Origin of the sequence: Rhodococcus sp. NPDC080181 (assembly GCF_040702225.1) — a bacterium.
Lineage (GTDB): Bacteria > Actinomycetota > Actinomycetes > Mycobacteriales > Mycobacteriaceae > Rhodococcoides > Rhodococcoides fascians.
Genome location: NZ_JBFBKN010000007.1, coordinates 188,877 through 214,805 on the forward strand (window position 1 = coordinate 188,877; position 25,929 = coordinate 214,805).

Sequence of the window (25,929 nt, forward strand, 5' to 3'; positions counted from 1 at the left end):
GGCCAGGTGCCCACCCGCGCGCCCAGCCTCCGGTAGTGCAGGTCAGCGCTCGACGAAACCGCTCAGATCACCGCGGGCCGACCCCCAACTCTCGACGACGAGCGTCACCGTGCCGGGGGTTCCACCGCCGCGTAGCAGTTCGAGAAGCGCGTCGAGACGATCGCGCGGTCCCTCGGCGATCACCAGCACCCGTCCGTCGGCGTGGTTGGTCGCATGACCGACGAGACCGAGTTCGAGAGCACGCGATCGAGTCCACCACCGAAACCCGACGCCCTGCACCAGGCCGTGCACCCACGCCGTCAGACGCTCGTCGTTCATGCCGGGCTCAACTCTCGGACGGATCCGTCGAAACTCGTTGCGTACAACGACGTCGGGTCGAATCCCACCCCGCCGAACGCGACCGCGGATGTCAGCGGCACACCTGTCGCCACGGCACACGACGACCCCGACGTCGGGTCGATGCGAACAACTCGTCCCGCGAGATTCTGTGCGAGATAGATCATTCCGTCGACACCCACGGTCAGGTCGTCCGACATGGTGAGTGGTCCGAATCCGTCGACGCGAACACGCGAGACCGAACCGGACGGATCCTGCTCGTCGAGGACGTACACGACGGGCTCGACATCGAACGTGTTGCCCACGTAGATCTTTCCGCGCGCAATCGCAATCCCGTTGGCAGACCCCAGATCCGTACGTACCGTCGACACGGTGCGATCGGTCGCGATCCGGCTCAGGCCTGCAGCGACACCCAGATTACGGGTGGTGAAGAGATCACCCGTCTCCGATCTCGCCAGTCCGTTGGGCATCGCCAGGCCCGACGCGTACGTCGAGCGACCACCGGTATCGAGATCGAGCGCGTCGATCGTTCCGGTCGAGGAATCGAAAAGTCCTGCGGCCGCACTGTTTCCGGTGGTGAAGTACAGGGTGTCTCCGTCCCGCACCAAGCCGCCGGGTGACTCGACGCCCGACACCAGAGTGCCCCGGTCTCCGTTCGGCGCGACGCTACGTAGAGCACCCGGTCCGATCGGCGACGTCTCGGAAACGATCATCGAGCCGCGGCCGTCGAACTCCAGATTCTCGAGCATCCCGAATCCCGACGCCACTGTGCTCACCGACCACGGAGTACACGCACTCGACGCCTGTGCGGCCGGGGCCGCGGCGATCGACGCGCCGCAGAGCAACGCCGCGGTGAGGATCGCCCGAGACTTCATCAGGCGTCCACGTCGATGTCCAGGTTGATCGTCGTTCCGGCCTTCAAGGTCCGCCCGACCGTGCACACCTTGTCGATGGCACGCTCGACGACGGTCAGCAGGCGTTGCTGCGCCTCGGGGTCCATCGCGCTGAGGTCGACTCGAAGGATCTCGTTCAACTCGGGATAGAGCTCGTTCTCGCGGTCGGCGGCCCCGGACACCTCGACGGTGGCGGAGTAGTCGTCACCGAGTCGACGAGAGAGCGGGACGTCGGAGCTCATGCCCGTGCACGCCGCGAGGGCGATCTTGAGCAGCTCCCCCGGAGTGAAAACACCCTCGACCGATTCGGACCCGATGAGCACCTCGGCTCCCCGCGAACTGCGACCGGTGTATCGACGTGTGCCTGTGCGCTCGACCCAGAGGTTGGTCGGCGTGCTCTGTTCTGCCATGACCGAAATACTAGGCGGGCGGTTCAGGAGTGGAGCCTGCGGAATGAGGTCAGGTCCGGAGGTGTCGCGGCCGCGGCTGGCAGGTGGGGCAGCTGAACGAGGAGCGGTTCATGAATTTTTCGCGCCGGATCGGTGCGCCGCACCTCGAACAGGGCAGTCCTTCCTGCCCGTAGGCATCGAGCGACCTGTCGAAGTAGCCGGACTGCCCGTTGACGTTGACGTACAGCGCATCGAAGGAGGTTCCGCCTTGAGCGAGGGCCTCCCCCATCACCGCGTGGACCCCGGTCAGCAGACGCCGCAGCGCGGGACGCGTCAGTGTTTCTGCGATTCGATTGCCGTGAATCTTCGCGCGCCACAACGCTTCGTCTGCGTATATGTTGCCGACACCGGACAGCACGGTCTGGTCGAGCAGTGCCCGCTTGATCTCGGTGTGCTTGCCGCGCAACACGTTCACCACCGATTCGGCATCGAACAGTGGGTCGATAGGATCGCGGGCGATGTGCGCGACCGGTTCGGGTACCTGGGTTCCGTTCACCGTCACGATCGGAGCGAGTGCCCAACCGCCGAAGGTCCGTTGGTCGACGAAGCGGAGGTCGCTGCCGTCGTCCAGGCGAGCTCGAATTCTCAGGTGCTTCTCGTCCGGGACAGTGGGAGGCTGCACGAGCATTTGCCCGCTCATACCCAGGTGGACGACGGTCGCGAAATCTCCGGGTTCCATCACCAGCCACAGGTACTTGCCACGCCGCTGGGCCGAGGCGATGCGCTGACCCTGCAATTGGCCGATCAGATCGAGGCCGCCGAGGTCGTGTCGCCGTACGGCGCGAGGGTGCAGTACCTCCACCGAGCGCACCGTCTTGCCGACCACGTGAGATTCCAGGCCGAGCCGGACCACCTCGACCTCAGGCAGTTCGGGCATCAGGAAGAGTCGGATGCGGAGTCGGCAACGACAGGAGTCTCGTTGTCCGACAACGAGTTCCACGCCGTGCTGGCAGCCTTCTGCTCGGCTTCCTTCTTCGACCGGCCCACCCCGACGCCGCGCGGGAATCCGCCGACGAGCACAGTGGCCGTGAATTCCTTGTCGTGGTCGGGTCCGGTGGACGAGATCTCGTACGCGGGGACACCCAGTGCACGTTCCGCAGTCAACTCCTGCAGGCTGGTCTTCCAATCCAGACCCGCACCGAGCTTGGGAGCCCGATCGAGCAAGCCGGCGAACAGTGTCAGAACCACGGTGCGGGCAACATCGATTCCGTGTTGCAGGTGGATCGCACCCAGCAAGGACTCCATACCATCGGCCAAGATGCTGGGCTTGTCGCGCCCGCCGGTCTGCTCTTCGCCCTTACCCAGCAACAGATGACGACCGAGGCCGCCGTCACCGAGATCACGAGCCACCTCGGCGAGCGCATGCATGTTGACCACACTGGCTCTGATCTTGGCCAGCTGTCCTTCGGACTTGGTGGGGTGCACCGCGTACAGGTGCTCGGTGACCGCCAAGCCGAGCACGGAGTCGCCCAAGAACTCGAGCCGTTCGTTGGTCGGCAGACCACCGTGCTCGTAGGCGAACGACCGGTGCGTCAGAGCGAGGGTCAACAAGGGTTCGGACAGAGAAACACCGATAGCGGCGAGGAGCGACTCTCGGTCGTCCCCGCCGCTGACGGCAGTGGAGCTATTGTTCTGTGGCCCGCCGTTGTGTCGGTCCACTACTTCGTTTGTCACCTGAGCGGGAATCAGACCGCTGCGACGACCTGGCGGCCCTTGTAGGTACCGCACGAAGGGCACGCGATGTGGGGCAGCGTCTTCTCGCCGCAACCACGGTTGGGGCACGTCACGAGGGTGGGCGCAGTGGTTTTCCACTGTGCACGACGCGACCTCGTGTTGGAACGCGACATTTTGCGCTTCGGGACAGCCACTTACTTCTCCTCGGCTTCGTTGTTCACAAGTTCTGTGCTCGGTTCTGGATCCACGCCAAATTTGGCTGCAAGTCCAGCCCAGCGAGGATCAATTGTATCGTGACTGTGGCCGGATTCAGCAATCGCCAGGCGAACGCCGCATTCTGGGCACAATCCCTCGCACTCGTCACTGCAGACGGGGTGGAGTGGAAGCTCCAGACCGACCGCGTCGACGATGACGGGTTCGAGATCTATCAGGTCGTCGACGATACGGTGAATCTCGTCCGCATCCGTGGTCTCCTCGGTGATGCTGTTCGGGTAAGCGAACAGCTCGGTGAGGTAGACGTCGACATTGCCAGTGACCGGGTCGAGGCAGCGCGTGCACTCACCGGCCGTGGCAGCTCGCACGGAACCGGTGACGAGAACGCCCTCGGATACCGCCTGCAACTGCAGATCGAGCGAAACCGGTACACCGGCTTCGATGGCGATGGCATCGAGGCCGATTCGGGAAGGAGCCGGAACCGTCCGCTCGATGGTTTTCGTCGACCCGGGTCGACGACCGAGGTTGAGAATGTCCAGAACGAATCCTGCGTCCAGTTCGGGACGCGTCGTTCTCTTGGGCGGGGGCACGGCTGATCTTCCTTACTGTCGGTGTGCCTACTGTCGGTAAGCAACCACACAACGATACGCATCTGCGCATACGTGAGCAAATCGTGACGGGTCAGTGCCGACTACGACGTCCCTGGTCTGCACTTCCGTAGGAGGTGTCACCGTACGGTTCGTTGCCGTAGTCCGGGACGCCCGAGCCGGTGCGCAACTGCTGCCGACCGCGACCCACCGACCGAATGGTGCCGCTGAGGAACTCCTCGAACTCTGCAAGCTTGGTGTCGACGTAGACGTCGCACTCGCTGCGCATCCGATCGGATTCGGCGTGTGCGCTGTCGATCACCCGAGCCGACTCGGCGTGGGCCGCCTGAACGACCTCCGTCTCCGAGACGAGCCGGTTCTGTTCGGCGGTGCCGTCTGCGACCGACCGCTCGTACGACGCCGTACCGGACTCGATCATCCGATCGGCCTCGGTGCGAGCGCGAACGGTCAGCGCCTCGTACTCACGCTGGCCTTCGAGAACCGTTCGCTCGGCCTCGGCTTCGGCATCGGCCACGAGCTGATCGGCATGCGCCGACGCTTCGGACACCATGCGATCGGCCTGTGCTTTGGCGTCGGCGAGAATGCGGTCCGCCGAGTCGCGTGCGTTCTCCACCGTGTCCTGAGCTTCGGCGTTCGCACTGGTGACGGTCTTCTCCGCCGTCGCCCGCGCATCACCCACCAGCTTGTCGCGATGATCCAACACGTCCTGCGCATCGTCGAGCTCGCCGGGGATGGCGTCACGGACGTCGTCGAGCAGTTCCAGGACATCGCCGCGAGGGACGACACACCCGGCAGTCATCGGAACGCCGCGCGCCTCCTCGACAATGGCGACGAGCTCGTCGAGCGCCTCGAATACGCGGTACACCGGTTACCCCAATCGTCGAATCTGCCACCGCGAACGCATCTGCTCCGCAGACGACACCCACAGTTCTTCGCTGTTCAGTCTGCCCGCCGATACGCCGGTCTGCGCTATACCCACCCGGTGTGTCGCCCTTTCGAACTACTGCGCCCTTTCGAACTACTGGGCCATCGAACTACTGCGCCATCGAACTACTGGGCGGCACGCTCGGCGATACGCGACATCAACCGGTCCTGCACGAACGGCGGCAACATACCGGTGACGTCTCCCCCGAACGTGGCCACCTCCTTGACCAACGAGCTCGACAGAAAACTGTGCGCCGGATTCGCAGGGAGGAACACCGTGTCCACTCCGGTCAGCGTCCGGTTCATCTGCGCCATCTGCAACTCGTAATCGAAGTCGACAGCACTCCGAAGACCCTTCACGATCGCCGAAAAGCCCTCCTGCCGTGCGTAATCGACCAGCAGGCCGTACCACGAACCGACCCGAACGTTAGGCAGATGCTCGGTCGCGACCTCGAGCATCTCGATCCGCTCCTCGACGCTGAACATGCCCTTCTTGCTCTTGTTCACCATCACCGTCACCACCACCTCGTCGAAGGCGGCCGCCGCGCGCTCGAAGATATCCAGGTGACCGATGGTCACCGGGTCGAAGGATCCAGGACACAGTGCGCCAGTCATGCCCGCGAACCTATCAGCTCAGCCAGCTCATTCCGCTGGCTCCACTCCTGACCACTTCGGTCATTCCGCAGGCTCCACTCCTGACCCAACCCGGTCATTCCGCAGGCTCCACTCCTGACCCAACCCGGTCATTCCGCAGGCTCCACTCCTGACCGGATTGCGATCTCGATTCGGCTCTCGCCGTACTTCTTGGACTTCTCCGGCACGAGCCCAGTCGGCCATACGGTCTCCGGCGAACGCGACGACCGTTCGAGCACGACCACCGCGTCGACCGAGAGCCATCCCCCGCTCACGAGCCGCTCGAGGAGGCCGGCCACGGCGGTATCCGTGACGGCGTACGGCGGATCTGCCAACACCAGGTCGTAGGACGCGTCGGCGGTGCCGGCCAGGACCGAGGCCACCGGCGCGCATTTGACCGAAGCTCCGGTCAGGCCGACCGATTCGATGTTCTTGCGCACTACCGCGGCCGCCCGTGCGTCGGATTCGACCAGCACCGCCGACGCGGCCCCACGTGAGAGTGCTTCGAGTCCGAGCGCACCCGACCCTGCGAACAGATCCAACACCGCGGCCCCGTCGAGCTCCATCCGACTTTCGAGCGCACTGAACAGTGCCTCTCGAACCCGCTCCGACGTGGGCCGGGTGCCTTGGCCGGGGACCGCCAATCGGCGACCCCCGGCAACGCCCGCGACGATCCGGGTCATTCGCTCCCGGCCTCTTCGCCCGTCGACCCCCCACCGATGACGACGAGCAGATCGCCGCCCTCCACCTGCTGTACGCCCGAGATCGCCAGACGAGTGACCGAGCCGCCCCGCGGTGCGGTGATCGCTGCCTCCATCTTCATCGCTTCGATCGTGGCAATGGTGTCGCCGGCCGAGATCTTCTGGCCCTCCTCGACTGCCAGGGTGACCACCCCGGCGAACGGAGCCGGAATGTGTCCGGAGTTGGAGCGGTCTGCTTTCTCGACCGTGGGTGCTTCGCTCGCGATGGACCGATCGCGCACCGACACCGGACGTAGCTGCCCGTTGAGGATGCACATGACGGTGCGCATACCGCGTTCGTCCGGGTCGGAGATCGCTTCGAGTCCGATGAGCAGTTCGACGCCCTTCTCGAGCGTGACTCGATGCTCCTCGCCCTGACGCAGACCGTAGAAGAACTGGTTGGCCGACAATCGGGTCGTGTCGCCGTACTTCTCTCGATGAGCTTCGAGTTCCGCTGTGGGGCCGGGGAAGAGCAACCGATTCAGAGTGGTACGGCGTTGCGCCGACGTCCCGTCGAGGTTCTTCTCGTCCTCGTCGGTCAGCGGCGTCACCGGCTTGCCCGCACCACGGCCTTCGAGCGCCTTGGTGCGCAGCGGCTCCGGCCAGCCGCCGGCGGGTGTTCCGAGGTCGCCGCGTAGGAACCCGACAACGGAATCGGGGATGTCGTACCGGCTGGGGTCCTCGGCGAATTCCTCGGCGGACGCATTCGCACCCACGAGCGCAAGAGCCAGATCGCCGACGACCTTCGAGCTCGGCGTCACCTTGGTCAATCGACCCAACATGCGGTCGGCCGCAGCGTAATTGGCTTCGACCGTCTCGAAGCGATCACCGAGACCGAGCGAAATAGCCTGTTGGCGTAGGTTCGACAGCTGGCCGCCCGGAATCTCGTGGGTGTACACGCGACCGGTCGGTGCCGGCAGCCCGGACTCGAAGGGCGCATACACCTTTCGCACGGCCTCCCAGTACGGCTCGAGATCGCAGACGGCCTGCAGATCGAGGCCGGTGTCGCGCTCGGTGTGCGCGGCCGCGGCGACGATCGCCGACAGCGCGGGCTGACTGGTGGTTCCTGCCATGGCAGCACAGGCACCGTCGACCGCGTCGGCTCCGGCTTCCCAGGCCGCGAGATAGGTAGCGAGCTGTCCGCCGGGAGTGTCGTGGGTGTGCACGTGCACCGGCAGGTCGAAGTTGGACCGCAACGCCGTCACCAGCGTCTTGGCCGCGGGGGCACGCAACAGACCCGCCATGTCCTTGATGGCCAGCACGTGCGCGCCGGCATCGACGATCTGCTCGGCCAACTTCAGGTAGTAGTCGAGCGTGTACAGGTTCTCGTTCGGATTCGACAGGTCGCCGGTGTAACTCAGGGCCACTTCTGCGATGGCCGTACCGGTTTCGCGCACTGCATCGATCGCCGGACGCATCTGATCGACGTTGTTGAGCGCATCGAAGATACGGAAGATGTCGATTCCGGTGTCGGTGGCCTCGGCGACGAAGCTACGGGTGACCTTCTCCGGGTACGGGGTGTATCCGACGGTGTTCCTGCCGCGCAGCAACATCTGAATCGCGATGTTGGGCACGGCTTCTCGCAAGCTCGCCAACCGCTCCCACGGATCCTCGTGCAGGAAGCGCAACGCCACGTCGTACGTCGCCCCTCCCCAGGCCTCGATCGAGAGTAACTGCGGCGTCGTTCGCGCCACGTACGGCGCTACGCCGAGCAGACCACTGGTGCGCACACGCGTTGCCAACAACGACTGATGGGCATCACGGAACGTGGTGTCGGTGACACCGAGCGCCTTCTGATTGCGCAGATCGCGGGCGAACCCCTCCGGCCCGAGCGCCAGCAGCCGTTGCCGGGAGCCGTCGGGAATGGGAGCCGAGAAGTCTATGTCGGGCAGCTTGTCGTGCGGGTACACCGGCGAGGGACGTTCCCCGTGCGGCTTGTTGACCGTCACGTCGGCCAGGTAGGTCAGAATTTTGGTGCCACGGTCACCCGAGGAACGCGACGTCAGCAGTTCCGGACGTTCCTCGATGAAGGAGGTGGTGACGCGTCCTGCGGTGAAATCGGGGTCGACCAGAACCGCCTGCAGGAACGGGATGTTCGTCGCGACACCGCGAATTCTGAACTCCGCCACCGCACGTCGGGCACGCGCCACGGCAGTGTCGAAATCACGGCCGCGACAGGTGAGCTTGACGAGCATCGAGTCGAAGTAGGCACCGACCTCGGCACCCAACGTCGTGCCGCCGTCGAGGCGCACGCCGGCACCGCCCGGGGTGCGGTAGGCAGTGATGCGGCCGACGTCGGGCCGGAATCCGTTGGCGGGATCCTCCGTGGTGATGCGGCATTGCAACGCTGCACCGCGCAACACGATGTTTTCCTGCTGCAATCCCAGGTCCGCCAACGTCTCGCCGGAGGCGATACGCAACTGCGACTGCACCAGGTCCACATCGGTCACTTCTTCGGTGACGGTGTGCTCCACCTGAATTCGCGGATTCATCTCGATGAAGACGTGATTGCCGCGGGTATCGAGAAGGAACTCGACGGTACCGGCGCAGGAATAGCCGATCTGCTTGGCGAACGCCACGGCGTCGGCGCAGATCTTCTCGCGTAATTCCTGAGGAAGGTTGGGCGCCGGTGCCAACTCGATCACCTTCTGGTGTCGACGCTGCACACTGCAATCGCGCTCGAAGAGATGGACGACGTTGCCTTGGCCGTCGGCAAGAATCTGTACCTCGATATGACGGGGGTCGATCACTGCCTGCTCGAGGAACACGGTCGCATCGCCGAACGCCGACTCCGCTTCGCGCGCAGCAGCTTCGATGGACTCGCGTAGTTGCTCGGGCTCGGCCACGCGGCGCATTCCGCGACCACCGCCACCCGCCACGGCCTTGACGAACAGCGGGAAAGTCATGGATTCGGATGCCGCGACCAATTCGTCGATATCGGCGGAAGGCTCGGAGGACGCCAACACCGGTAGTCCCGCGGCCTTCGCAGCGGCGATCGCGCGCGCCTTGTTACCGGTCAGCTCGAGGACATCGGCGGAGGGCCCGACGAACGTGATGCCCGCCTCCACACACGCGGCGGCGAGATCCGGGTTCTCGGAAAGGAATCCGTAGCCGGGGTACACAGCATCGGCACCGCTACGCTTGGCGGCGGCGACGATCTCGTCGACCGAGAGATACGCCCGAACGGGATGGCCCTTCTCCCCGATCTGATAAGCCTCGTCGGCCTTCGTTCGGTGCACCGAGTTTCGATCCTCGAACGGGAACACCGCCACCGTCGAGGCACCGAGTTCGTAGGACGCACGGAAGGCGCGGATAGCGATCTCGCCGCGGTTGGCAACCAAAACTTTGGAGAACATTGGCTCAACTTACCCGGCAGACAGAGCCCCGGAGGCGTACTGATCCCACGATGCGGGAACTTTTGTTCAATTTCGGCTACTGAAACGGTGCAGTGCGGACTGCGACGGGGTCAGGACTTGTCGAGGTAGTCGATTCTGTCGGATCGCCACGCCGAACGCATCATCGACGCGATGCCGGGATTGTCGGCCAGAGACGGGTCCCGCGCGAACAACGACCGGGCACAATCCTGGGCGTCGGAAATGATGTCCTCGTCGTCGATGAACGAGAGCAACCGAAGTCCGGTCACCGTGCCCGACTGCGCGGCTCCCAACACGTCACCTTCTCGGCGGGTCGCCAGGTCCAGTTTGGCGAGCTCGAACCCGTCGTTGGTGGCGGCCACAGCCTCGAGCCGAGCGAACGACCCACCGCCCGGACTGAGCCAGCTGATCATGATGCACAGCCCCTGATGCCCGCCACGGCCGATTCGGCCGCGCAACTGGTGGAGCTGGCTGACGCCGAAGCGGTCGGCATCCATGATCACCATGACCGTGGCATTGGGTACATCCACGCCCACCTCGACCACCGTCGTGCAGACGAGCACGTCGATCTCACCCGCGTTGAATTCCGACATCGTGATGTCCTTGTCATCACCGGACAGTCGCCCGTGCAGAAGCCCCACACGAAGATCGGCCATCGGACCGGCGGAGAGCGTCTCGTAGAGATCCACGGCAGCCGTGGTCTCCGGCCCGTCCTCCACTTTCGGCGCAGCCTTCTTCGCCGCTCCGCTCTTCTTCCCCGTGTCCGCATCCTCGCCGTCACCGATACGAGAACAGACCACGTAGGCCTGCCGGCCCGCCGCGACCTCCTCGTGAATCCGTTGCCAGGCTCGATCCACCCACCCCGGTTTGGATCTGGCCGGGACGACGTTGCTGACGATCGGCGACCTGCCGCGCGGAAGCTCCGTCAGTACCGACGTCTCCAGGTCCCCCAGCGTCGACATCGCGATCGTGCGCGGAATCGGTGTCGCCGTCATCACGAGGAGATGCGGGCTGGTGTTTCCACGAGCCTTCGCGCGCAGGGCATCTCGCTGCTCCACACCGAATCTGTGCTGCTCGTCCACGACGACCATCGCGAGGTCGAGAAACTCGACCCGATCCTCGATGAGAGCGTGGGTGCCGATGACGATCCCGGCATCACCTGTCACGGCATCGAGCAGGGCCGATCGTTTTGCCGCAGTGGACATCGACCCCGTCAGCAGAGCCACCTTGGTGGCCAGCTCGTGCGATCCCAGCTCGCCACCGGCGGCCAGCGTGCCGAGCATCGATCGGATCGATCGCGCATGTTGGGAGGCAAGCACTTCCGTCGGTGCCAACAGTGCGCACTGGTGTCCGGCGTCGATCACCTGCAGCATGGCACGCAACGCGACGATGGTCTTACCCGAGCCGACCTCGCCCTGCAACAGACGCGACATCGGATGCGGGCCCGACAGGTCGTTGGCGATCTCCGCAGCAACCTGGTGCTGACCGACCGTCAACTCGAACGGCAGCCGGCGGTCGAACTCCGCCGCGATGCCGTCGGTGATCGGTGGGCACCGCGCAGCTACCCGGTCGGACGCGTCGCGTCGTCGGTCCGCGAGTACCAATTGAACAGCCAATGCCTCGTCGAACTTCAATCGTTCCCGGGCGGCGTCCTTGTCCGCCGCAGTATCGGGAAAGTGGACCGAACGCAGCGCGGCGTCGATGTCGATGAGGCCACGCTCGCGGCGCACCGATTCCGGCAGCGGATCGACCACGTCGTCCAGCTGGTCGAGTACCTGCCGAACGCAGCGCATGAATGTCCAGCTCTCGACATCTTTCGCCGCAGGATAGATAGGTACGAAGGCGCGGTCGAACACCGACATGTCGACGGCTCCGGACGAATCGACCGAGCCACGCGCCAGGCCGGCCAGCGTGCCACCGCCGACGATGCGACCCGCGGGGACGATGGCCCCGTCGTTGTCGTCACCCCCGAGGATCACGTAACTGGGGTGGGTGAGGTTCCACCGCCGACCGAAATACTTGACCTTGCCCGAGAACATGCCCCGCCGCCCGGGCACGACCACGTGTTTGAGCTTGTGCGGGCTGAAGAACGTGGCTTCGATCCGCTGCCCGTCGGCCGCAAGGGTGACGGCAAGGAATTGACCGTTGCGGTTCTTCATCGAACGCAGGGTCGCCGATTCCACGGTGGCGACGATGGTGATGTGTTCCCCCTCGGGGGGTTCCTTCTCGCCGAGCTCGGAACCGTGCGTCATGTAGCGATGCGGGTAGTGCCGCAGCAGGTCTTCGACGGTATGGATGCCGAACACCTCGGCCAGCGGTGCCGCAGCCGCCGCTCCGAGGACATCGTCGAGCCGATCCACCAGCGTTGCCATAGTTCCGAGATTCCCTATTCCACTCCGAATTGCACGAGATCCCCGGGCTGCCCGCCCGGGTAGACCACCACGTCGACGCCGGGATGCGCACCCGCCACATAGTCGGCGAGCCGACCTCCGAGATCCGCAGGAGCCAGCGCCCCGAGCAACACCGTCACCATCTCACCGCCGGTGGCCAACAGCTGGTCCAGCAGTCTGCATCCGGCATCGAGCGGATGCTCGGCAACGATCACCACTTCCTGCCCGGCCAGACCGAGACAGTCACCCGGCTCGCACATGCCGACCCAGGTCAGCGAGCGTTGCTCGGCGATGCGCAACGAACCCCACCTCGTCCCCGCTGCAGCATCGGACATCGCGAACGCATCGTCGACGGCTGCTCTGGCCGCGTCGTGCACTGCAAGCGCAGCCAACCCCTGCACCATCGCCGAGCACGGCAACATCGACACGTCCTTACCGTCGGCCCTGGCCGCAGCACCGACGGCAACGAGCTCCTGAGCGGACAGCGCCCCGTTCGGCAGCACCAGAACCTCGCGGTGCTTCATGCCCACGATGGCGCGATGCAACACCGACGAATCGATGGGCTCGTCGCATCGCACCACCGTCGCACCTTCCTGTACGTAGAGAGCCGCGGCACCGTCACCGGCGACCAGGGCCAAAATATCGCGACCCACCGACATAGCCTCGGGCTCGTGCTCACCGACGTTCGCGTCGACGGCGTACTCGGCCAGTCCGAAACACGAGATGCGCACTCCTCGAATACTTCCCGCCGCGATCCCGCACTCGACGGCACCGCCCGGGTCGGTGGTGTGCACATGAGCGGAGTACGCCCCGGAGCCGTCTCCGGCAACCACGACCGAATCGCCGAGGTCCGACAGCGCTGCACGCAGCGCAGCCGCGCGGGTGTCGTCGATGCCGGGGACGACGTAGAGAACCTCGTAGCCGAGCGGCCGGGACTGCGAACGAGCCGCCGCCCCGTCGGAGGCTCCGGGTGCGTTCGAAACACCGACTTCGATCACCCGTTCGTGGTCCTGAGGACGGCGATAGCGTCGCCTCGGCGGGGTGCGGCCGGTCACGACCTCGACCAACGCGTCGAAGATCACCGACAACCCCAGCGCCCCCGCATCCACGACGCCCGCCTCTCGCAACGGTGCGAGTTGGTCCGTCGTGCGATCGAGAGCGCGAGCGGTGGCCTCCGCGATATCGACCACCAGCGTGGCCAGATCGACGTTCGCGTCGTGGGCAGCGGCCTCGTGGGCAGCAGCCTCGAGCACCGTGAGCATGGTGCCCTCGGCGGGGACACTGACCGCGCCCGCCACCAGAACTCGTGCACGCCGCAACATGGCCTGGATCGACACGGTGTCCAGCGGACCGTCGGCTGCGGCCTCACCCACGGCGCGCAGGAGTTGCGAGACGATGACCCCGGAATTTCCTCGCGCGCCCGATACGGCTCCCACCGCCAGAGCCCGTCCGATCGCACCCGCGCCCGCGGCCGGCCCGGCACTGCGCATGGACTCGACCGCAGCGCGGAACGTGAACATCAGGTTGGTGCCGGTATCGGAGTCCGGAATCGGGAAGACGTTCAGTGCGTCGATCTCGTCGCACCGAGCAGTGAGGGAATCCACACAGCGATAGGCCCACCGGCGCAGGCCCGAGGCATCGATGGATTCGAGTACGTCGACCACCTCGAGCGCCTCCCCTGCGTTCCGTCCGTACCTGCGCCCGGGCCCGACGATGTCGGCCCCGGACAGTGCCCGAAGCTTAGTCGGGCAGAATCGTCAGCGCGGCCCGCGTGAGCCGGTACACCTCGTCTGCGGTGGCGGTTTGGTGATTGGGTGGGACGCCGCTATTCTTGCAGGGTTGCCTCGAGGCGATCTTCACGCATTGCAATCCTTGCATCTGCTCGTAGTTCGTTTCGATGTCTTCGACCACATGTAACGCTCAACATCTAACAAGGAGTTCGCGACTATGGCTGCCGTCTGCGACGTATGCGCCAAGGGGCCCGGCTTCGGTAAGTCGGTCTCGCACTCGCACCGACGGACCAACCGTCGTTGGAACCCGAACATTCAGACCGTTCACGCTCAGGTTGCGCCTGGCAACTCCAAGCGCATGAACGTGTGCACCTCCTGCTTGAAGGCAGGCAAGGTGGTTCGGGGCTGATTTCGGCCCCGCTCTTCGATTTCCTCCACGGCCTCGACCGCGTGCGAGAACTGTGCCCCGCATCCACTCGGATGCGGGGCACAGTTGTCTGTCGATGTTCCTGCGCATTCGGGCAAACAGTTGGACGTCCGATAGAGTGCCGAACGTGACTCATTCGGACAGCGAAAGCTCGAGCAAGGTCAGCATCGAAGACGGAGTGCTGCACATCGTCGTCGCCACCGAGGCGGGCGGTTCCTCTCTCGACCTGGACGGCATCACCTCGGGAACGCAGGCACTGCACGAGGTGAACACCGGTGCCACATCTGTAGGAAGCGTCCTGCTCATCGGCCGCGGGCCGAACTTCTGCGCCGGCGGCAACGTACGGGACTTCGCCGGTGCCGACGATCGCGGTGCCTTCGTCGGCTCGGTTGCCGATGCGTTCCACGCCTTCGTTCGCGAACTGGCAGCAGTGACGGTTCCCATCGTCGCTGGTGTACACGGCTGGGCGGCCGGCGCCGGCATGAGCCTGGTGTGTCTCACCGATATCGCCATCGGCGGACCGTCGACCAAGCTTCGACCGGCCTACCCCGCCATCGGGTTCACGCCGGACGGTGGCATGTCCTGGACCCTGCCCCGCATCGTCGGATCCGGCCACGCAATGGACATCCTGTTGAACGATTCGATTCTCAACGGTGAGGATGCGGTGCGTCTCGGAATCCTCAGCCGCCTCGTGGGCGACGACTTCGTCGACAGCGAGGCCGAACGACTGGCCCGAACCCTCGCCGTCGGCCCCACCTCGGCGTATCAGGGAATCAAGAAGCTGCTCGCGGCGTCCGACACCGCAACTCTGGCAGAGCAATTGGATGCCGAGGCCGCCTCGATCTCGGCGGCCGCAGTCTCACCTGCAGGAGTGGAAGGCGTCGACGCATTCGTCGAGAAGCGTCGCCCCGATTTTTCCTGAGCCGGTCACAGCAACGTCCAGTCGATCGGTTCGTCCCCGCCCTCGACCAACAATTCGTTGGCGCGACTGAAGGGCTTGGATCCGAAGAATCCCCGTGATGCGGACAGCGGTGACGGATGGGCCGACTCGATGCACGGCACCGATCCCAGCATGGGTTTGAGCGTCGCCGCGTCACGTCCCCAGAGAATCGCCACCAGGCCGGGGGCCCGGGGATCTTCGGCTCTGGCGACAAGAGCACGAATTGCCTGCTCCGTCACCGCTTCCCAGCCCTTCTTGCGGTGCGACGCCGCCGCGGACGGTTCGACCGTGAGCACTCGGTTGAGCAGCATCACACCCTGCTCCGCCCACGGCGTGAGATCACCGTTGCTGGGTGTCGGCAGACCGAGATCGTCCGAATATTCCTTGAAGATGTTGGCCAGACTGCGTGGAACGGGACGCACGTCGGGGGCGACCGAAAAGCTCAGCCCCACTGCATGACCCGGGGTCGGGTACGGGTCCTGGCCCACGATCAGCACCCGAACCCGGTCGAACGGGTACCGAAAAGCACGCAGAACGTTCTCACCGGCGGGGAGGTAGTGCTTTCCGGCGGCGAGCTCGGCTCGCAGAAAGTCGCCCATCGCAGCAACATTCGTCTCGACCGGTGCCAAGGCACGGGCCCAACCCGGATCCACGCTCTCGGCGAGCGGGCGGGCCGTCATCGGTCGATCCGGCGCAGCGCGTCGCGGTAGTACGCGGCGTTCGCGGAGTACATCTGCACGTTGATGTCCACGTGCCCCTCCGGAACCTCGAAGCCTTCACGGATTTTCGCGGGAACACCGAGCGCAATGCTGCGTTCGGGAACGACGAACTTGAACGGCACCACCGCACCCGCACCCACGATGGAACCGGCCCCGATCCTCGAGCCGTTGAGCACCACGGAACCCGATGCAATGAGGCAGTTGTCGCCGATGGTCGCACCCTCGACATGCGCATTGTGACCGAGAACGCATCCGGCACCGATCACGGTCGCGTCGATGGGGGTGCAGTGGATGACGGTCCCGTCCTGAATGTTGGTGCCCGCACCGACGGAGATCGTGCCGTAATCGGCTCGGAGCACGGCCGTCGGCCACACCGACGATCCCGCCGCCAAGGTCACCGCTCCGATGACGACTGCATCGGGATGGACATAGGCGTCCGGGTGAATATCGGGTTCGCGGTCGCCGAGCGCGTAGATAGCCATCCTTGCAACTTAGCCGACTCCATGGACCCGGTCGGAGCTCACTCTCCGTCGAAGCTCGACCAACCGGATCTGCCCACGCGGTGGTGCCCGGCGACAGTGACGCCACCGTCGGTTGCATTCGACGCCGGCTCGACGCGGCCGATCACGATCCACCCCGTCGGAACGGTAGCGAGGCCGGGGAACGTGCCGACGAGAGCATGATCCTCGCCGCCGGTGAGTACCCACTCGAGGGGATCTGCCCCCAACAGCTCTGCAGCCGAACGGACTTCGTCGGCGATCGGAAGACGCTCCGGTTCCAGAACCATCGATACGCCGGATGCGTCGGCGATATGCCCCAGGTCGGCCGACAACCCGTCGGACACATCGGTGAGTGATGTCGCGCCTGCCTCGGCGGCCTCGATTCCGGCACGGTACGGCGGGGCGGGCACGCGGTGTGCATCGAGAACCGCGTCGTGCCCGGAGCGATCGCCGCCCGCGAGCAACAGAGCGAGTCCGGCCGCGGACCACCCGAGCCGCCCCGCGAACGCGATCACATCACCGACCTGCGCACCCGATCGCAGTACGGGAGCCCTGCCCTGTAGGTCACCGAGCGCAGTGATCGAGATCACCAGCTGATCCGATTGCACCACATCACCGCCGACGATCGCCGAACCCGCAGCCGACGCCTCGCGCCACATGCCCTCGTTCAGACCGTCCGTCACGCTCACCGGTGTGTCCGCCGGGCAGCCGAGAGCAACCAGGAATGCCGAGCACTGCCCACCCATCGCGGCGATGTCTGCCCCGTTCTGCGCGATCGCCTTCCGGCCGATCTCCACCGGAGTCGACCAATCGAGCCGAAAGTGCCTGCCGTGCACCAACATATCTGTCGTGGCGGCCACCCTGCCGTCGGATGCACTGACGACGGCAGCGTCGTCGCCGGGGCCGACGATGGTCGACGTCGGTTGCACTCGATCGGCGACGGCCCGGGCGATGACGTCGAACTCGCCGATCTGGGCCACCGTCGGTTCGGCGGCGGTGGTCCCCGAAGGGCCGGTGTCGTCGATGATGTTCCTCCCTCAGAGCGCAATTCGGACGTCGGTCTCCCGCGAAACCGGCACCGCGCCTGCGGTACCTTTAGCGGTGCCCGGGCCCGGTCCGGCGCAGCCGGTTTCGTGCTGTGAGTACGCAACCGACTCAACGTACAGTCGACTCAACTTACAGTCGATCGTCCCAGCAAGGAAAGGGACCACCGATGGTGCAAGCCTTCGTTCTCGTTCAGACCGAAGTCGGCCGTGCCACGACCGTTGCGCGGCAGATCGAGTCGGTCGACGGCGTCGTATCCGCAGAAGCTGTGGTCGGACCCTACGACGTCATCGTCAGGGCCGACGGCGCATCCGACACCGAGATCGCGGACATCGTCTCCCGAATTCAGAAGGTCGACGCCATCACGCGCACCCTCACCTGTCCCGTCGCCCCGCAGTCGACCTCGGCGGTTCGGTAGCGCATGAACTCTGCCGACCACGACCACGACCACGACAAAGACAACGGCGACGACGCCGGCACCCGGTCCGAGAATGCAGCAGCGGCCGACGAGACCCGCGAGCAGCGCCACCCTGCGGTCATAGCCACCGCGATCGCCCTGCCGGTCGCGTTGGTGGTGGGAGTTCTCGTGGCCGCGATAGCGGTGAACAGCTCCCCCGCCCACGATCCGGTAGCGCTGGGGCCGGTCGACGCACCCGACGCCGCGAGCGCACAGTGCTCGACCCTCCTCGATGCGCTGCCCGACGAGCTGGGCGACTACAGCCGCGCCGACCTGGCCGACCCGGCACCTGTCGGAGTCCGAGCCTGGGTATCGGCCGAGGAGAACGCCGAGCCGGTCGTGCTTCGCTGCGGGCTGCCTCGCCCTGTCGGATTCGATGTGGCTGCACCACTTCAGGTGATCGACGGCGTCCAGTGGTTCGAGGTGTCCGGCGAGAACGACGGCATCGACGCCAGCACGTGGTTCGTCGTCGATCGGGGCACGTACATCGCTCTCACCATTCCCGGCGACTCCGGCCCGACACCTCTGCAGGATGCCTCGTCAGCAGTGTCGGCAGCACTACCCCAGCAGCCCCTCGACCCGGCACCGTTGCAGTAGCGCCGGGTCAGCGCAGGCCGGTACCGCGTGCGAGAGCGGTGTCGATCAGGGTGCTGATCAGGGTCGAGTAGTCGATTCCGCTCTCGGCCCACATCTTGGGGTACATCGAGATCGACGTGAATCCGGGCATCGTGTTGATCTCGTTGATCACCGGGCCTTCCTCGGTGACGAAGAAGTCGACCCGCGCTAATCCTTGGCAGTCCAATGCGCGGAAGGCCGAGACTGCGAGTTCGCGAATACGATCGCTGATGTCGTCGTCGAGTGTGGCAGGAATGTCGAATTCGCTGACATCGTCGAGGTACTTGGTGTCGAAGTCGTAGAAGGCGTGATCGTCGCTGTCCGCGTCGGGGAGCCGGATCTCGGCGATCGCGCTGGCGCGCACGCTGCCGTCGGGGAATTCGAGTACGCCGCATTCGACCTCGCGGCCGTGGATCATTCCTTCGACGATCACCTTGGGGTCGTGCTCTCGGGCAACGCCGATCGCCGACTGCAGGTGATCCCACGAGGTGATGCGCGAGATTCCGATCGACGATCCGCCTCGCGCGGGCTTGACGAAGGCAGGGAGACCGATGTGGTCGCGTTCGGCTTCGGTCAGGTCATCGGTGCCGCGTCGCAGCACGACCTGCCTGCCGATCGGTAGTCCGTCGGCTCCCAGAAGCTTCTTGGTGAACTCCTTGTCCATGCCTGCGGCACTGGCCAACACTCCGGGACCCACGTACGGGACACCGGCGAGTTCGAGCATTCCCTGCAGGGTGCCGTCCTCGCCGTACGGCCCGTGCAGCACCGGAAACACGACGTCGACCGCAGCCAGGACCTGTCCGGCGTCGCCCTCACCGAGAGCGATCAGCGCGCCTGCGCGTCCCGGATCGGTGCTCAGCGCGAGTGCGGCACCGGACTTGTCCACCGTCGGCAGTACTCGATCACGAATCGTCAGCGCATCCGGATCACTGGAGCCGAGCACCCAGGCACCGTCGGGGGTGATCCCCACCGGGACCACCTCGTAGGTATCGGGGTCCAGATTCGCGAGCACGCTACCCGCCGAGACACAGGACACCGCGTGCTCACTGCTGCGGCCACCGAAGACGACGGCAACTTTGATTCGGGGAGTACTCACGGTGACAAACCGTACCGCCGTCTCCCCGCGAACGCGGATTCGCCCTGTTCGTGCACACGTCGAGAACGTGACCTCACTCGGGCTTGATTCGACGCCCCAGCAGGTGGCCCACCGCGTCCGGAACCGACATTCCCCCGTGGCACACACGGTGCACGGCATCGGTCAACGGCATCTCGACGTCGTAGCTCTCGGCGAGCGCGCGCACCGACGTACAGGACTTCACGCCCTCGGCCACCTGCCCGTGCGCTGCTTCCTGCGCGCTCTCGAGGGAGCCTCCCGAACCGAGCCGCTCACCGAACGTACGGTTGCGCGAGAGCGGCGACGAGCAGGTGGCGACCAGATCTCCCACGCCGGCGAGCCCGGACAGCGTCGACGGTGTGGCCCCGAGCGCGACACCGAGCCGGATGATCTCGGCCAGGCCTCGGGTCATGATCGACGCGAGGGTGTTCTCGCCGTAGCCGACTCCGCTGGCCATTCCACAGGCGAGGGCGATGACGTTCTTGCACGCGCCACCGATCTCGGCACCGATGACGTCGGAGTTGGTGTACGGCCTGAAATATCCTGTGGCGCAAGCTTTTTGAATCTCGAGCGCTCGTTGCGAGTCGGAACACGCGATGACGGTCGCGGCCGGCTGCCCCTCGGCGATCGGGCGCGCCAGATTCGGCCCGGACAGGCAGGCCACCCGGCTGGGATCGGCCCCGGTCACCTGTGAAATCACCTGGCTCATGCGCATGAGCGTTCCGGTCTCTATGCCCTTGGCCAGAGACAGCAGTGTCGCGTGCGGTGCGATCGCATCCGTCCACTCCCACAGGTTCGCGCGCAGACTCTGCGACGGCACCGCGAGCACCACGATGTCCGCACCGTCGAGGGCCGTCGCCGGATCGCTCGTGGCGCGGATCGACGACGGCAGTTCGATTCCGGGGAGGTAGTCCGCGTTCTCGTGCCGTTCGCTGATCGAGGCAGCGAGTTCCTCTCGGCGCGCCCACATGGTGACATCGGTTCCGGCATCGGCCAACACTTTGGCGAATGCGGTACCCCACGACCCGGACCCCAGTACCGCTGCTCTGCTCATGCCGCCAACCTCTCACCTGCTCGCCGATGCCCTGCCTACGCGCGCATCACCCTAACGCGCAGACCTGCCCGGGCGGTCGGAGTCGGCAGACATCGGTGACGCTGGCAGGATCGAACACCATGGGCGCAATTCGAAGCAGCGACGACGACCGCGAGGGTCGGCCGTCCGATGCGCTGCGCCGCGCGGTCGGAGTCGTCATCGCGGTCAAGGACCTGACAGCGGCGAAGTCCCGTCTGGCGTCCGAGTTCTCCGGGGCCGACCGGACCCGATTGGTGCTCGCCATGTTCGTCGACACGGTCACCGCGGCCGGTTCGGTGTCGGTGGTCGATTCGGTCACCGTCGTCACACCCGATCCGGTCGTCGCCGACACCGCGCGACAAATCGGTGCCCGGGTGCTGGACGAACCGTCGGCTTCCGGCGCTCGAGATCCCGAAGCCCGTCTCAATGCCGCATTCTCCGCTGCTGCGGCCGCACTGCGAGTCGATCACGCACCACGCGATCGCCACGGGAACCCCGGCGCGGCCCCGGCCGATCGGGTCGACATCGTTGCGCTGCAAGCGGATCTGCCTGCGCTACGTCCCGCCGAACTCGCGCAGGCGTATGCGACGGCAGTCTCCGGCGGCAGGTCGGTCGTGGTCGACCATCACGGCACCGGAACCGCAGCGCTGATCCTGAAGAATTCTGCCGACGAGCTCGCGCCGCTGTTCGGATCGGATTCCGCACGCCGCCACACCTTGTCGGGAGCGCGACCACTGGACGGCACGTGGCCGGGACTTCGACTCGACGTCGACACCGTCGACGACGTACGTCGGGCTCATCGACTCGGGGTCGGGCCGGAGACGACAGCCGTACTTCGCTCACTCGGTTGGAGCGACGAGGAATCCGCAACCACCGCGTGATTCGGTGGACGTGCGAACAAGTTCGGTCATCGGAGTTTCACCGACGGCGGGTATGGGGGATGATCGTGCTGTGAGCACAGACGACGCGCAGCCAGCGACCGAAGATCCGGCGATCGAGACCGCGGAGAGCAACGGTGCGGACAGCAACGGTGCGGAGCCGGTGTGGAGTGCCCCGGTGACCGCAACGATGCCGAGCATTCCCTCCGCCCTTCCTGCCGCCACTCCGGAATCGGTGGATGCCGCCATGGTGCTTCCCGAAAATCGGTACCTGAACCGGGAATTGAGCTGGCTGGATTTCAACTCCCGTGTTCTCGCGCTTGCAGAGGACTCGTCCCTGCCGCTACTCGAGCGTGCCAAGTTCCTGGCCATCTACGCGTCCAATCTGGACGAGTTCTACATGGTTCGTGTCGCAGGGCTCAAACGCCGCGACGAGACCGGACTGTCGGTTCGATCGGCCGATGGCATGACCCCGCGCGAGCAGCTCGCGGTCATCGGGCAGCGCACTCAGGAGCTCGCTCTCAAACACGCCCGAGTACTGCTCGATTCGATCCTGCCCGAGCTCACGGCCGAGGGCATCGCAATCATCCGGTGGTCCGATCTCGACAGCGACGAGCGTGCGCGTCTGTCCGACTATTTCACCGAACAGGTCTTCCCGGTCCTCACCCCGCTGGCCGTCGACCCGGCGCACCCCTTCCCGTACATCAGCGGCCTGAGCCTGAATCTCGCTGTGACGGTGAAGGATTACTCCACAACCGGCGAGCACTTCGCCCGTGTGAAGGTACCCGACAACGTCGACCGGTTCGTGCGCGTCAAGCGCGGTGAGGGGAGCCATCGCATCGACGCCTTCCTGTCGATGGAGGAATTGATCTCGGCGCACCTCGACGTGTTGTTCCCCGGCATGGAGGTGGTCGAGAGCCACGCGTTCCGCATTACTCGCAACGCCGATTTCGAGGTCGAAGAGGACCGCGACGAGGATCTTTTGCAGGCACTCGAACGAGAGCTGGCGCGTAGGCGTTTCGGTTCTCCCGTCCGCCTCGAGATCGCCGACGACATGACCGAGCACATGCTCGAACTGTTGCTACGCGAACTCGACGTCGATCCGGGCGACGTCATTCAGGTTCCCGGTCTGCTCGATCTGTCGTGCCTGTGGCAGGTCTACAGCGTCGACCGCCCCAATCTCAAGGACGCTCCCTTCGTCCCGGCAACACATCCGGCGTTCGGTGAGCGCGAAACCCCGAAGAGCGTGTTCTCGACGCTTCGCGACGGCGACGTTCTGGTGCATCACCCGTACGACTCGTTCTCCACCAGCGTGCAGCGCTTCATCGAACAGGCTGCGGCCGATCCGCAGGTCCTCGCGATCAAGCAAACTCTGTACCGCACCTCGGGTGACTCGCCGATCGTCAACGCACTCGTCGACGCGGCCGGGGCCGGCAAGCAGGTGGTAGCCCTCGTCGAGATCAAGGCACGATTCGACGAGCAGGCGAACATCGAGTGGGCACGCAAGCTCGAAAAGGCCGGGGTGCACGTGGTCTACGGCCTCGTCGGGTTGAAGACTCACTGCAAGACCTGCCTCGTCGTCCGCCGAGAAGGATCGGTCATCCGCCGGTACTGCCATATCGGCACGGGCAACTACAACCCGAAGACGGCGCGTATCTACGAGGACGTCGGGTTGCTCACGTCGTCGCCCGAAATCGGTGCGGACCTCACCGACCTGTTCAACTCGCTCACCGGATACTCGCGAAAGTCCAAGTACCGCAATCTCCTCGTGGCCCCGTACGGCGTGCGACGCGGCATCGTCGAGCGCATCGAAGCAGAAGTCGAGCACCTCAAGGCGGGCCGCGCAGCCGGAATTCGCCTCAAGGCCAACGCTCTTGTCGACGAGCAGGTGATCGACGCGCTGTACCGCGCATCGGTCGCCGGGGTCCCCGTCAAGGTGGTCGTACGCGGGATCTGCGCGCTCAAGCCGGGCGTACCGGGCCTGTCGGAGAACATCGAAGTTCGGTCCATTCTCGGCAGGTTCCTCGAACACTCACGGGTTCTGCATTTCCAGGGTGCCGACGAATTCTGGATCGGCAGCGCCGACATGATGCACCGAAACCTCGACCGGCGAGTGGAAGTGATGGCCCAGGTCAAGGATCCGAAGCTGACCAAGCAACTCGGTGACATCTTCGACTCGGCTCTCGACCCCACCACCCGCTGCTGGGAACTGGGGCCGGACGGTGGCTGGGTCGCGTCGCCTGCGCAAGGCGAAAGTGTCCGAGAACACCAGGTGGAATTGATGCGCAGCCGGAGGAATCAGGCGTCCTGATGGGCACTTCCGATGGCTCCCCCCGCGCCAACATCTTCGCGGCCGGATCGATTCTGTGGCGACGATCGCCGGAGAACGACTCGGTGGTGGAAGTAGCTCTGGTACACAGGCCGAAGTACGACGACTGGTCTTTTCCCAAGGGAAAGCTCGATCCCGGAGAGACAGCGGTCGACGCGGCTGTCCGAGAAGTCAAGGAGGAGACGGGCTTCGACTCGACTCTCGGACGGTCGCTGTCCTACGTCACCTACCCGATTCCCGGCCACCGTCGCATGAAGAAGGTGCTCTACTGGGCTGCCGAGGCAACCGGCGGAGAATTCGTCCCGAACGACGAAGTGGACGAACTCCGTTGGATCGCACCCGACAAGATCGGCGGCGAACTCTCGTATCCCATGGACCACAAGATTCTTCGACGATTCGTCGCCAAGCCGGCCGCTACGTCCACCGTGCTGCTGGTCCGGCACGGCAGTGCCGGCTCGCGGTCGCGATACAAGGGCAACGACGCCGATCGCCCCCTCGACAAGACCGGTAGACGTCAGGCCGAGGCACTCGTCTCACTATTGGGCGCGTTCGGCGGTGACTCGGTGTATGCAGCCGACCGCGTCCGGTGCGAACAGACGGTCGCGCCGTTTGCCGAATCGCTGGGCGTGCAGGTCGAACCGGAGCACCTGCTGTCCGAGGAGGGGTACGCCGAGGACCCCCGAAAGGGCCGCCACCGGGCTCGCGACATCGCCGAGACGATGGGTACACCGGTGATCTGCAGCCAAGGCAAGGTGATCCCCGATCTCATGCGATGGTGGGCCGACAAGGACGGCATCACGTTGCCTGCCAACAGGAATCGAAAAGGGAGCGTGTGGGTGCTCTCGCGCCACGACGGTCGGCTCGTTGCGGCCGACCACATCGCCAGCCCGCTACCGAACCTGGTCGCCGACGACTGAGTTGCATCCGCGGATCACGAACACGGCAGAAGGCCCCGACCGAAATTTCGGTCGGGGCCTTCTGTGGAGTGCGAGAACGACCCGGTCCTGGATGACCGGTGCCGGTCGAGCGTTACTTCTTTGCAGCGCGCTTCGCGGGTGCCTTCTTGGCCGGAGCCTTCTTGGCGGGGGCCTTCTTGGCGACGGTCTTCTTGGCCGCTGTCTTGGCCGGAGCCTTCTTGGCAGGGGCCGTAGTGGTTGCAGCCTTGCGTGCGGTCGTCTTGGCCGGAGCCTTCTTGGCAGCAGCCGTCGTGGTCTTGCGTGCGGTTGTCTTTGCGGGAGCTGCCTTCTTGGCGGCGGTCTTTGCGGGAGCTGCCTTCTTCGCGGCAGTCTTCGCCGGAGCCGCCTTCTTGGCTGCCGCGGTGGTGGCCTTGCGGGCGGTCGTCTTCACCGCTGCCTTCTTGGCGGCGGTCTTCTTCGCTGCCGCAGTCTTCTTGGCCGGAGCTGCTGCCGAACCGCGCTTGACGGCAGGTCCGGTTGCGGGCAGCTTCTGTCCACCGGCGATGACGGCCTTGAACTGCGCGCCCGGACGGAATGCCGGTACGTTGGTCGGCTTGACGCGAACGGTCTCACCGGTGCGGGGGTTACGGGCGACACGCGCCGCGCGACGACGCTGCTCGAACACGCCGAAGCCCGTGATCGTGACACTTTCGCCGCGGTGGACCGCGCGCACGATGGTGTCGACGATGTTCTCGACAGCCTCTGTGGCGCTCCGCCTGTCAGACCCCAACTTCTCGGTCAGGGCGTCAATCAGCTCTGCCTTGTTCATGGATTTCCTCCGCTATATTGTGGCCCATCGTCGGACCGACTACTACAACGGTAAACCCCAAGTCGTCAAGAGTCTATGCGCCACGCCAATTTTCATTTCGGTGTCGCGGAATGCTTCACGGCCGCAAAGCGTGTCGGACCCCCCG

General features: G+C 65.3%; 26 protein-coding genes. 7 read left to right on the forward strand and 19 right to left on the reverse strand.

The features are described 5' to 3' along the window. Window positions 1-42: 42 nt before the first annotated feature. The 13 genes from AB0O58_RS11240 to AB0O58_RS11300 form a co-directional block, all read right to left on the reverse strand. Window positions 43-318 (reverse strand): acylphosphatase, encoded by a 276-nt coding sequence (locus tag AB0O58_RS11240; RefSeq protein WP_027496676.1) that lies wholly within the window; start codon window positions 316-318, stop codon window positions 43-45. Beyond that, on the reverse strand, window positions 315-1,211 hold the full coding sequence (locus AB0O58_RS11245) for an SMP-30/gluconolactonase/LRE family protein (RefSeq protein WP_366238191.1): 897 nt from the start codon (window positions 1,209-1,211) through the stop codon (window positions 315-317). Before AB0O58_RS11245 ends, AB0O58_RS11240 begins: the two co-directional genes overlap by 4 nt. Then, complete coding sequence (locus tag AB0O58_RS11250) at window positions 1,211-1,639, reverse strand: OsmC family protein (RefSeq protein ID WP_027496674.1); 429 nt, start codon at window positions 1,637-1,639, stop codon at window positions 1,211-1,213. The genes AB0O58_RS11245 and AB0O58_RS11250 overlap by 1 nt, the downstream gene beginning before the upstream one ends. Window positions 1,640-1,688: 49 nt before the next feature. Then, window positions 1,689-2,555, reverse strand: a complete 867-nt coding sequence (mutM, locus tag AB0O58_RS11255) for a bifunctional DNA-formamidopyrimidine glycosylase/DNA-(apurinic or apyrimidinic site) lyase (protein WP_032372632.1) — start codon at window positions 2,553-2,555, stop codon at window positions 1,689-1,691. Next, window positions 2,555-3,352 (reverse strand): ribonuclease III, encoded by a 798-nt coding sequence (rnc, locus tag AB0O58_RS11260; RefSeq protein WP_230591199.1) that lies wholly within the window; start codon window positions 3,350-3,352, stop codon window positions 2,555-2,557. The genes mutM and rnc overlap by 1 nt, the downstream gene beginning before the upstream one ends. 11 nt (window positions 3,353-3,363) lie before the next feature. Continuing rightward, window positions 3,364-3,546, reverse strand: coding sequence for a 50S ribosomal protein L32 (gene rpmF / locus AB0O58_RS11265; RefSeq protein WP_032397784.1), 183 nt, complete (start codon window positions 3,544-3,546; stop codon window positions 3,364-3,366). After that, window positions 3,547-4,155, reverse strand: coding sequence for a DUF177 domain-containing protein (locus tag AB0O58_RS11270; RefSeq protein ID WP_027496671.1), 609 nt, complete (start codon window positions 4,153-4,155; stop codon window positions 3,547-3,549). A gap of 91 nt (window positions 4,156-4,246) precedes the next feature. After that, the gene (locus AB0O58_RS11275; protein ID WP_045841865.1) at window positions 4,247-5,038 is read right to left on the reverse strand and encodes a DivIVA domain-containing protein; all 792 of its coding nucleotides are present in this window, start codon (window positions 5,036-5,038) and stop codon (window positions 4,247-4,249) included. A 185-nt stretch (window positions 5,039-5,223) separates the two neighbouring features. Then, window positions 5,224-5,712 carry a pantetheine-phosphate adenylyltransferase gene (coaD, locus tag AB0O58_RS11280; protein ID WP_027496670.1) on the reverse strand — a complete coding sequence of 163 codons (489 nt, stop codon included), beginning with the start codon at window positions 5,710-5,712 and terminating at the stop codon, window positions 5,224-5,226. A gap of 128 nt (window positions 5,713-5,840) precedes the next feature. After that, window positions 5,841-6,413, reverse strand: coding sequence for a 16S rRNA (guanine(966)-N(2))-methyltransferase RsmD (gene rsmD, locus AB0O58_RS11285; RefSeq protein ID WP_032400559.1), 573 nt, complete (start codon window positions 6,411-6,413; stop codon window positions 5,841-5,843). After that, window positions 6,410-9,826, reverse strand: a complete 3,417-nt coding sequence (locus tag AB0O58_RS11290) for a pyruvate carboxylase (RefSeq protein WP_032370779.1) — start codon at window positions 9,824-9,826, stop codon at window positions 6,410-6,412. The genes rsmD and AB0O58_RS11290 overlap by 4 nt, the downstream gene beginning before the upstream one ends. Before the next feature lie 110 nt (window positions 9,827-9,936). Then, a complete protein-coding gene (gene recG, locus AB0O58_RS11295; RefSeq protein ID WP_032372635.1) occupies window positions 9,937-12,216 on the reverse strand; it encodes an ATP-dependent DNA helicase RecG in 2,280 nt (759 codons plus the stop codon). Window positions 12,217-12,230: 14 nt separating this feature from the next. Then, window positions 12,231-13,898 (reverse strand): DAK2 domain-containing protein, encoded by a 1,668-nt coding sequence (locus AB0O58_RS11300; RefSeq protein WP_366238192.1) that lies wholly within the window; start codon window positions 13,896-13,898, stop codon window positions 12,231-12,233. Window positions 13,899-14,181: 283 nt separating this feature from the next. Here AB0O58_RS11300 and rpmB point away from each other — a divergent pair, with 283 nt between their 5' ends. Continuing rightward, window positions 14,182-14,373, forward strand: coding sequence for a 50S ribosomal protein L28 (rpmB, locus tag AB0O58_RS11305; RefSeq protein WP_008717389.1), 192 nt, complete (start codon window positions 14,182-14,184; stop codon window positions 14,371-14,373). A 145-nt stretch (window positions 14,374-14,518) separates the two neighbouring features. Beyond that, window positions 14,519-15,313: an enoyl-CoA hydratase-related protein gene (locus AB0O58_RS11310; protein ID WP_032366585.1), complete on the forward strand. Its 795-nt coding sequence runs from the start codon at window positions 14,519-14,521 to the stop codon at window positions 15,311-15,313. A 5-nt stretch (window positions 15,314-15,318) separates the two neighbouring features. On the opposite strand, the gene AB0O58_RS11315 is transcribed toward AB0O58_RS11310, so the two are convergent. From AB0O58_RS11315 to AB0O58_RS11325, 3 genes are read right to left on the reverse strand one after another with little or no spacing between them, the layout of a single operon-like run. Beyond that, window positions 15,319-16,011, reverse strand: a complete 693-nt coding sequence (locus tag AB0O58_RS11315; RefSeq protein WP_283549191.1) for a uracil-DNA glycosylase — start codon at window positions 16,009-16,011, stop codon at window positions 15,319-15,321. Further along, on the reverse strand, window positions 16,008-16,532 hold the full coding sequence (locus AB0O58_RS11320; protein ID WP_366238193.1) for a gamma carbonic anhydrase family protein: 525 nt from the start codon (window positions 16,530-16,532) through the stop codon (window positions 16,008-16,010). The genes AB0O58_RS11315 and AB0O58_RS11320 overlap by 4 nt, the downstream gene beginning before the upstream one ends. Before the next feature lie 38 nt (window positions 16,533-16,570). Next, a complete protein-coding gene (locus AB0O58_RS11325) occupies window positions 16,571-17,578 on the reverse strand; it encodes a thiamine-phosphate kinase (protein WP_167327848.1) in 1,008 nt (335 codons plus the stop codon). A gap of 185 nt (window positions 17,579-17,763) precedes the next feature. Between AB0O58_RS11325 and AB0O58_RS11330 the strand changes: the two genes are divergently transcribed. Both AB0O58_RS11330 and AB0O58_RS11335 read left to right on the forward strand, forming a co-directional pair. After that, window positions 17,764-18,012 carry an Lrp/AsnC ligand binding domain-containing protein gene (locus tag AB0O58_RS11330; protein WP_032370776.1) on the forward strand — a complete coding sequence of 83 codons (249 nt, stop codon included), beginning with the start codon at window positions 17,764-17,766 and terminating at the stop codon, window positions 18,010-18,012. Between the two features lie 3 nt (window positions 18,013-18,015). After that, window positions 18,016-18,648: a DUF3515 domain-containing protein gene (locus AB0O58_RS11335; RefSeq protein WP_204879672.1), complete on the forward strand. Its 633-nt coding sequence runs from the start codon at window positions 18,016-18,018 to the stop codon at window positions 18,646-18,648. Between the two features lie 7 nt (window positions 18,649-18,655). Here AB0O58_RS11335 and AB0O58_RS11340 read toward each other — a convergent pair whose 3' ends face one another. Continuing rightward, window positions 18,656-19,762 (reverse strand): D-alanine--D-alanine ligase family protein, encoded by a 1,107-nt coding sequence (locus AB0O58_RS11340; RefSeq protein WP_032370774.1) that lies wholly within the window; start codon window positions 19,760-19,762, stop codon window positions 18,656-18,658. A 73-nt stretch (window positions 19,763-19,835) separates the two neighbouring features. Then, the gene (locus AB0O58_RS11345; protein WP_032387213.1) at window positions 19,836-20,834 is read right to left on the reverse strand and encodes an NAD(P)H-dependent glycerol-3-phosphate dehydrogenase; all 999 of its coding nucleotides are present in this window, start codon (window positions 20,832-20,834) and stop codon (window positions 19,836-19,838) included. Between the two features lie 101 nt (window positions 20,835-20,935). Between AB0O58_RS11345 and cofC the strand changes: the two genes are divergently transcribed. The 3 genes from cofC (at window position 20,936) to AB0O58_RS11360 (ending at window position 24,976) form a co-directional block, all read left to right on the forward strand. Beyond that, on the forward strand, window positions 20,936-21,733 hold the full coding sequence (gene cofC / locus AB0O58_RS11350; protein ID WP_174557266.1) for a 2-phospho-L-lactate guanylyltransferase: 798 nt from the start codon (window positions 20,936-20,938) through the stop codon (window positions 21,731-21,733). Window positions 21,734-21,920: 187 nt separating this feature from the next. Continuing rightward, window positions 21,921-24,041: an RNA degradosome polyphosphate kinase gene (locus tag AB0O58_RS11355; RefSeq protein WP_228139401.1), complete on the forward strand. Its 2,121-nt coding sequence runs from the start codon at window positions 21,921-21,923 to the stop codon at window positions 24,039-24,041. Further along, a complete protein-coding gene (locus tag AB0O58_RS11360; protein WP_032390087.1) occupies window positions 24,041-24,976 on the forward strand; it encodes an NUDIX hydrolase in 936 nt (311 codons plus the stop codon). The genes AB0O58_RS11355 and AB0O58_RS11360 overlap by 1 nt, the downstream gene beginning before the upstream one ends. Window positions 24,977-25,088: 112 nt before the next feature. Here the strand turns inward: AB0O58_RS11360 and AB0O58_RS11365 are convergent, their stop codons facing one another. Continuing rightward, window positions 25,089-25,784 (reverse strand): HU family DNA-binding protein, encoded by a 696-nt coding sequence (locus tag AB0O58_RS11365; RefSeq protein ID WP_027496655.1) that lies wholly within the window; start codon window positions 25,782-25,784, stop codon window positions 25,089-25,091. Between the last annotated feature and the right edge of the window lie 145 nt (window positions 25,785-25,929).